Origin of the sequence: Prosthecobacter sp. (assembly GCF_046154365.1) — a bacterium.
Classification (GTDB): Bacteria; Verrucomicrobiota; Verrucomicrobiia; order Verrucomicrobiales; family Verrucomicrobiaceae; genus Prosthecobacter.
Map to the genome: position 1 here is coordinate 1 of NZ_JBJXFV010000113.1, position 6,733 is coordinate 6,733.

At 60.5% G+C, this 6,733-nt stretch carries 5 protein-coding genes; 1 reads left to right on the forward strand and 4 read right to left on the reverse strand.

The features are described from left to right. Window positions 1-387: 387 nt before the first annotated feature. The 4 genes from ACKVY0_RS14810 to ACKVY0_RS14825 all read right to left on the reverse strand — a co-directional run bounded on the left by ACKVY0_RS14810 (window position 388) and on the right by ACKVY0_RS14825 (window position 5,695). On the reverse strand, window positions 388-876 hold the full coding sequence (locus ACKVY0_RS14810) for a hypothetical protein (RefSeq protein ID WP_409215596.1): 489 nt from the start codon (window positions 874-876) through the stop codon (window positions 388-390). A gap of 9 nt (window positions 877-885) precedes the next feature. Further along, on the reverse strand, window positions 886-1,890 hold the full coding sequence (ruvB, locus tag ACKVY0_RS14815) for a Holliday junction branch migration DNA helicase RuvB (protein ID WP_409215597.1): 1,005 nt from the start codon (window positions 1,888-1,890) through the stop codon (window positions 886-888). A gap of 138 nt (window positions 1,891-2,028) precedes the next feature. Then, the gene (locus ACKVY0_RS14820) at window positions 2,029-3,321 is read right to left on the reverse strand and encodes a DUF1501 domain-containing protein (RefSeq protein WP_409215598.1); all 1,293 of its coding nucleotides are present in this window, start codon (window positions 3,319-3,321) and stop codon (window positions 2,029-2,031) included. A 226-nt stretch (window positions 3,322-3,547) separates the two neighbouring features. Then, complete coding sequence (locus ACKVY0_RS14825; RefSeq protein ID WP_409215599.1) at window positions 3,548-5,695, reverse strand: DUF1549 domain-containing protein; 2,148 nt, start codon at window positions 5,693-5,695, stop codon at window positions 3,548-3,550. 723 nt (window positions 5,696-6,418) lie between these two features. Here ACKVY0_RS14825 and ACKVY0_RS14830 point away from each other — a divergent pair. Beyond that, window positions 6,419-6,733: hypothetical protein (locus ACKVY0_RS14830; RefSeq protein ID WP_409215600.1), on the forward strand; the 315-nt coding region annotated here is incomplete at its 3' end.

Consider the following 6,733-nt stretch of genomic DNA (forward strand, 5'->3'; position numbering starts at 1 on the left):
CGATGTTGCGGTGATAGACCTCGCACTCCTTCTTGTGCATCCAGATGCTGAACCAGAACAGCAGTGCCCCGAAACTGACGACGAGAAATATCGGCCTTGAGGCCGATTGTCGAAGTGGCCAAGGAAGAGCGGCAGTTCCAAGCCCAACGGGCTTGCGTCATGCAGCCCAGGGTTCGCAGAACCCTGGGTTTACGATCCGACGAAAAATTTTCTCAAGGGCGAACCCCAACGGGGTTCTGTCCATCGTCGCCGGAGAAGGACGGAACCGCGTTGCGGCTCACCCTTGAACACGGGAAATCGCCGCTGCGTGTCCCAGGGTTGTTCCAACCCTGGGCTGCAAGACGGAAGGCCGTTGGCCTTCAACTTCGGCATCCGTGGTTCAAACGCTCAGCGCACGGGCGCGTAGCGCACGATGTTGCGGTGATAGACCTCGCACTCCTTCTTGTGCATCCAGATGCTGAACCAGAACAGCAGTGCCCCGAAACTGACGACGAGAAACAGCACCGGCCGGCCCTTCGGTGATCGCGCTGCGACCAGCGCGATGCCGCTGAACAACGTCATCGCATAGTACGGCCAGGACCAGTCCTTGCGCCGTTGCGTCTGCTCTTGAATGAGCGGCGCAAACTCCGGCGACCGCGTGGCCAGGATGCGTGGCGTCGCTTTGTCACGCAGGTCGATGTAAGGCCACACGCTCGCGCAGGACACGCAGATGATCGCCAGCGCCAGCAGGCGGCTCTTCGCCTCGCCAAACACGAAGGAGACGATCAGGAACGTCAGGCCGATCCCCAGCCCATACAGTGGCAGCGGTTCCAGCAGCAGATGCAGGTACTCCGGATCGCAGATGCTTTGCCACAGGGTTGTCAGTTCGCGCCACATGGTGGAAAATCAAAACAACTCCACCTGCCCCGTGGTTGGTGGCATCAGGCCTAGTTTGCGATAAGCAGCAGGCATGGCGACGCGGCCGCGCGGCGTGCGTTTGAGATAGCCTTGCATGACGAGATAAGGCTCATGCACGTCTTCGAGGGTGCTGGCGTCTTCGCCGACGGCGACGGCGACGCTGCCCATGCCGACGGGGCCGCCGTCGAACTTGCCGATGATGGCTTCGAGGATGCGGGTGTCCATTTCATCGAGACCGGACTCGTCGATGTCGCGCATGGTGAGCGCCTGACGGGCGACATCTTCGGTGACGATGTTCTGCGCCTTCACCTGCGCGAAATCGCGCACCCAGCGCAGCAGATGATTGGCGATGCGCGGCGTGCCACGCGAGCGGCGGGCGATTTCATGCGCACCAGCTTCTTCCATCACCACATTCATGAGCCGTGCTGAGCGCAGGAGGATGTGCTGGATCTCGGCGGTGGTGTAGTAATCGAGGCGGTTCGGGATGCCGAAGCGTGAGCGCATCGGCGCGGTGAGCATGCCGGCACGGGTGGTGGCACCGACGAGGGTGAAGGGCGGCAGGTCGATGCGGATGGTGCGGGCCTTTGGTCCCTGGTCGATGATGATGTCGAGACGGAAGTCCTCGATGGCCGGATACAGGTATTCCTCGATGCTGGGATGCAGACGGTGGATTTCGTCGATGAAGAGGATGTCGCGTTCCTGCAAATTGGTCAAAATTCCGGCGAGATCGCCCGCGCGTTCAATCTGCGGGCCGCTGGTGGTGTGCAGCTTGGTGCCGACGGCGTTGGCGATGAGATTGGCGAGTGTGGTTTTGCCCAAACCGGGCGGGCCGCAGAGCAAAACGTGATCCAGCGACTCACCGCGCATCTTCGCGGCCTCGACCATGACGAGGAGCTGCTCTTTGACCTTGGTCTGGCCGTGGAACTCCGCAAAATCCGCTGGGCGGAGGGCGAGATCGAAGGGTGAGTCAGGTTCGTTGAGCGTGGGGTTCACTGCGGCACAGAAAGCACGCGGAGGAGAAAGAGCAAAGGGCAAAGAGCGGCCAAGTAGCCGCGCTCGCCAGAGCGCGGAATCTTCCGCTGCGTCATTCCACAGTCAGCCACGCTCTGGCGAGCGTGGCCACATGAAGGGTTACGCGAACACGTCCATCACGGGCTTGCCTTTGTCGCCGACGGTGAAGGGGCGGTTGCTGGGGGACATGACGACTTCATCGACGGGGAGACCGAGGCTCCAGCCGATGGTGCTGAGGAAGTCCTGGATGCTGACCTGCTTGTCGGCCACGGCCATGCCTTCCTTGTCGCTGGAGCCATAGACGAAGCCGCCTTTGATGCCGCCACCGGCGAGCAGGGTGGAGAACACCTTCGGGTGGTGATCGCGTCCGCCGTTGCCGTTAAGCTTGGGGCCACGGCCGAATTCGGAGCAGAGGACGACGAGGGTGCTGTCGAGCAGGCCGCGTGCCTGCAAATCTTCGAGCAGAGCGGCGAGCGCCACGTCGAGTTCAGCCCCATGTTCTTCGAGGGCTTCCTCGATGTTGTTGTGCATGTCCCAGCCGCCTTTGGCGACTTCGATGTAGCGGATGCCTTTTTCGACGAGACGACGTGCGAGCAGGCAGCCCTGGCCGAACTTGTTGCGGCCATATTTGTCCTTCAGGGCATCGGCTTCGTCCGCGAGGCTGAAGGCTTCGAGGTCTGTGCTGGACATGATGCTGACGGTTTTCTCGTAGAACTGTGTGTAGCTCTTCACTCCGGCGGTCTGAAAGCGCTCACGGAAGCCGGCGTCGAGTTTGTCGAGCATGGCGAGGCGTTTCGACAGCACATCGGGGCTGGCGTCGCTCTGCGAGTATTGAAGACCGACATCGGGATCGAGGATGGGCAGCGGGGCGAAGCTGGAGGGGAAGAAGCCGTTGCCGTTTTGCGGCTGACGGTTGATGCAGACGTTGGAGGGCAGCGTTTTGTGACTGCCACCTTTGAAATGCTGCGCCCAGGCACCGATATTCGGATGCTTGATGGTGCCGCGCTGCTCGTAACCGCTGCGGATGACATACTGCCCGGCGGCATGCACGCCGGTCTTTGAGGACATGCTACGGATGATGCTGATGCTGTCGGCCCGCTTGGCGAGATTTTCCATCGTGCCGCCGAGTTGGAAGTCGGCCTTCGTTTTGATGGGTGCTTTTGGTCCCTGCGTCGGGCCGTCCTTTGGATCAAGCGTGTCGATGTGCGTCATGCCGCCGATCATCTGGAGAAAGATGACGTTCTTCGCTTTGCCGAAACCGGGTCCGCTGGCCGGAACAGCCGCCGTTGCGGCTTCCGCTGCGAGCACGTTGCGTGCGGTGCCGTGCAACACGGTGACGCCGAGCGCGGCGGTGGCCCAGCGTTCGCAGAAGGCTCTGCGGGTGATCGAGTCGAGTTGGTTGTGGAGGTTCATGACGTGACGGAGGATGGAGTGAGTTGAACGGTTAAATGGATGTCAGGCGTGGAAAGGGCGCGACAGCGTCTTGGAGTGCGCCGGCCCTCCGGCGCTTTCGAATGTCCGCTGGCTCGCGGAAAGCTCCAGAGGACTGGAGCACTCCAGGACGCTGTCGCGGCGGTGTTTGGTGGTCGGTTTCGTGCTCATCGCTTGCTGCTTCTGAACCCTTGGCCCTTGGCTGAATCTATTCCACAAAGACAAATTCACGCGTGTTGAACAGCACCCAGGTCAGGTCGCGCATGGTGAGGCCGTTGCCGAGGCCGGCGACGGAGTCGGCGAGTTCGTCAGGCTTGGGTTTGCGGCTGAAGAAGCTGAGGTAGAGGCTTTCGACCTGCTGCTCGGGTGTTTTCTGTTCGGTGGCGGTTTTGACGACGAGGGAGTCGTTCTGGCCGATGACGCGCTGCGCTTCGCCATTCATGAGCATCATCACCTGCGGGATGCTGCCTTCATCGCTTTCGCTGTCGGCGATCTGGCGGTCGCTCTGGCCGAACATGCGCAGGAAATGCTGGTCTTTCTCGGGCTGCGGCAGTTCGGAGGCGCGGGCGAGCACGAGACCGTCGCGCACGGGCGGGGCGACGGTGAGGTCTTCTTCATCGGTGCTTCCTGCTGCTAGCATCATCTTACGCTTCTTCTTCGCGTTGTTCTTGGGATTGCCTTGGTTGCCGCCGGCGGAACGCATGGCTGCCATGGCTTTTTCGAGCTGTGCTTTGACGGCGTCAGGCGAGGCATCTTTGCCGAAATCAAGGGTCATTGCGTCGGCATACTGCGCGCCACGATGAGCTTTGAATTTGTCCACGTCAGCCCCGACGACGAGCGTGGCGCAGGAGTCCCAGGCCTGTTCGGCGGTCATGCGGCGAAGGATCGGTCCGGGGAAGAGGTAGGGAGTGTTGTCCGCAAGCTCGTAGCTGGTCGCCTCGCGCTGATAAGCCTGCGTGTTGTAGAGCAGGCGCATGAACTGCTTGAGGTCGAACTTCACGCGCACCATTTCGGCGGCGAGGTGGTAAAGCAGCGGCGGATTCACGCTGGCAGTGGGCTCATCGAGGTCGGTGACTGGCTCGCGCACGCCGACACCGAAAGCACGCTTCCACATGCGGTTGGCGATGGTCATGGCAAAGCGCGGATTGTCCGGCGAGGTCATCCATTGGGCGAACTGCGTGCGCAGGTCTTCTTCGTTCTTCGTTTTGACGCCTTGATAGGCTTTTTTGGTTTTGTCATCGCTCCAGGCGATGAGTTTTGGCGCCACGAAGTCGCCAGGCTTGGCGTCGGGATACTTGTAATCGTCCGGCAGCTTGAGGTCGTTGGTCTCGCTGTCCTCCACGGCCATGGCATTAATGCGCAACACGTTTTTGGCCATGTTTTGCATGCGCTTGTCATCCAAGGAGGCCAGCACCTTGCGCATCTCCATCATGTTGCCGCCGCCTTTGGAACCTTTGACGCCATAGGTTTCGGTGGCGCCAAAGAACGACGCCATTTCATAAAACTGCCGCTGCGTCCAGTCGGCGAAGGGGTGATCATGACACTGGGCGCAGGAAACATTCGCGCCGAGGAAGGTGCTGAGCGTGAGCGAGAGATTGTCGAGGCGCATGCCCGCATCGCGCAGGAGGTAGCCAGTGGCACCGTTTTCGAGCAGCTTGCCATCGGCGGTCATCATGGTGTACACCATCTTGTCCCACGAGATGTTGTCGGCGATCTGGCTCTTCAACCAGTCCTGGTAGGTGTAGAAGCGCACCTTGTTGGCCTGATCGGCCACGCGCATCATGTCGGCGAAGTAGTTGAACAGATTGCTGCGGTAGCCGTCGGTGTTCAGCAGCTTGTCGATCACCTTCGCGCGTTTGGAAACGCTGCCGTCATTGATGAATTCGAGCGCTTCCTCACGCGTCGGGATGCGGCCAGCGATGTCGAGATAGACGCGACGCACGAACTGCTCGTCAGAGGCGAGCGGATTGGGCTTCAGCCCGGCTTTTTGCAGTCCGCCATTCACCAGCATATCAATGCGCGCAGCGGCCTGGGCGAGATTGGGATCGGCGGGAATGCCAAGACCTTCGGGTTTCAGCGTCTTGGCGGCCAGTTGGTCTTCAGCGGAGAGTTTGTCCAGCGGCAGTCGATAGACGTAGCCGTTGCGGATTTGCAGGAAGACCTGGCCGTTCTCGATGCCACGGAAGGTCGCCTCCAGCTTGCGGCCCTGGGTGTCCGTCCAGGTGCGATAGACGGTATTGCCGTCGGGCGCGGTGGCGGCAGCCGGTGCGGCCACTGGGGCGACCGCAGTGGGTTCAGCCCGGAGGCTGGTGGCGAGCAAGACGCAGGCGAGGGGGAGGAAGAGGCGCGTTTTCATAGGCTGATGGTCCGGTGTTCCGGTCGGATGCGCGATGAAACGAAGGGCTGGCAGGGAAGTTGCAGCTCATTTTGAGGGAGAAGTGAAAGAGAGAGTTAGATGTGAAGGGTTAGGGAAACACTGATTTACACCGCAGAGCCAGGAACGCCGCAGAGCAGCGGAACCCAAGGCGGCTTAATGGTGGGACGGAGAGTAACTTCCAGCAGATTGGCTACGCCTGTCTTGCGGCTCGGGGAGGCCCGCAGATTCTTGAGCAGCCAATCAGGAATGCAGGATTGGATTCCCCTGTCCCCATTCCTCTGTCTTCAGAGCGGCTTGCAAAACCCAGATGGAACCTTCTCTGCCACCTTTGCTCCTCTGCCTCTCTGCGGTAAATCGAGGGTCTGGGAGCCTTCGTTTGTGCCACAGAGGGGCAAAGAGGCGGAGGGCGCAGAGGTTTTGCAAGTGGCTCTGAAATCCTCTGTGTGCCCGGTGCCTCTGTGGTTCACCTTCTGTATGGTTACGGCTAAGCCCCCCTGGTCGTTGAAGTCTGAGAAAGGCAAAAAATGACAGGCAAAAACATCGGGACTGGTGCTTAGCCTGAGGTTTTGCAAGTGGCTCAAGGGCCTGCTGAATCAAGCCTCTGCGGCGTTCCAAGCTCTGCGGTGTGGCCATAATCAGTGCCTCCCCCCACAGGCGTGAAGGCGAAGCATGTGAAAGAGTTCAGGCGACAATGATTTGAGAATGAATCATTTCGGCAAATGGGCTGAGGCGCGGCAAAGATTTTCCTTGTCGGATTTCACGGATTTGGATAAAAACGCCGCCGATGAAGCTTCCCGCATTCACGGCCGCCACGCCCGCCTGCATCGCTATGCGAAGCACTGCGGGCAGGAAGCATTGCGGGCAGGGCTCCACGGCTCCACGGCTAAAACCGGCGCACCCGCACAGAACGGGAGGGTATCAATGACCCGTTGCACCATGCTCGGGAATGATTCTGCGATACGCTGCGGTGATCGCGCGATACGCTGGAGTCATTTCACGGCACCGCGCCGTGATTCC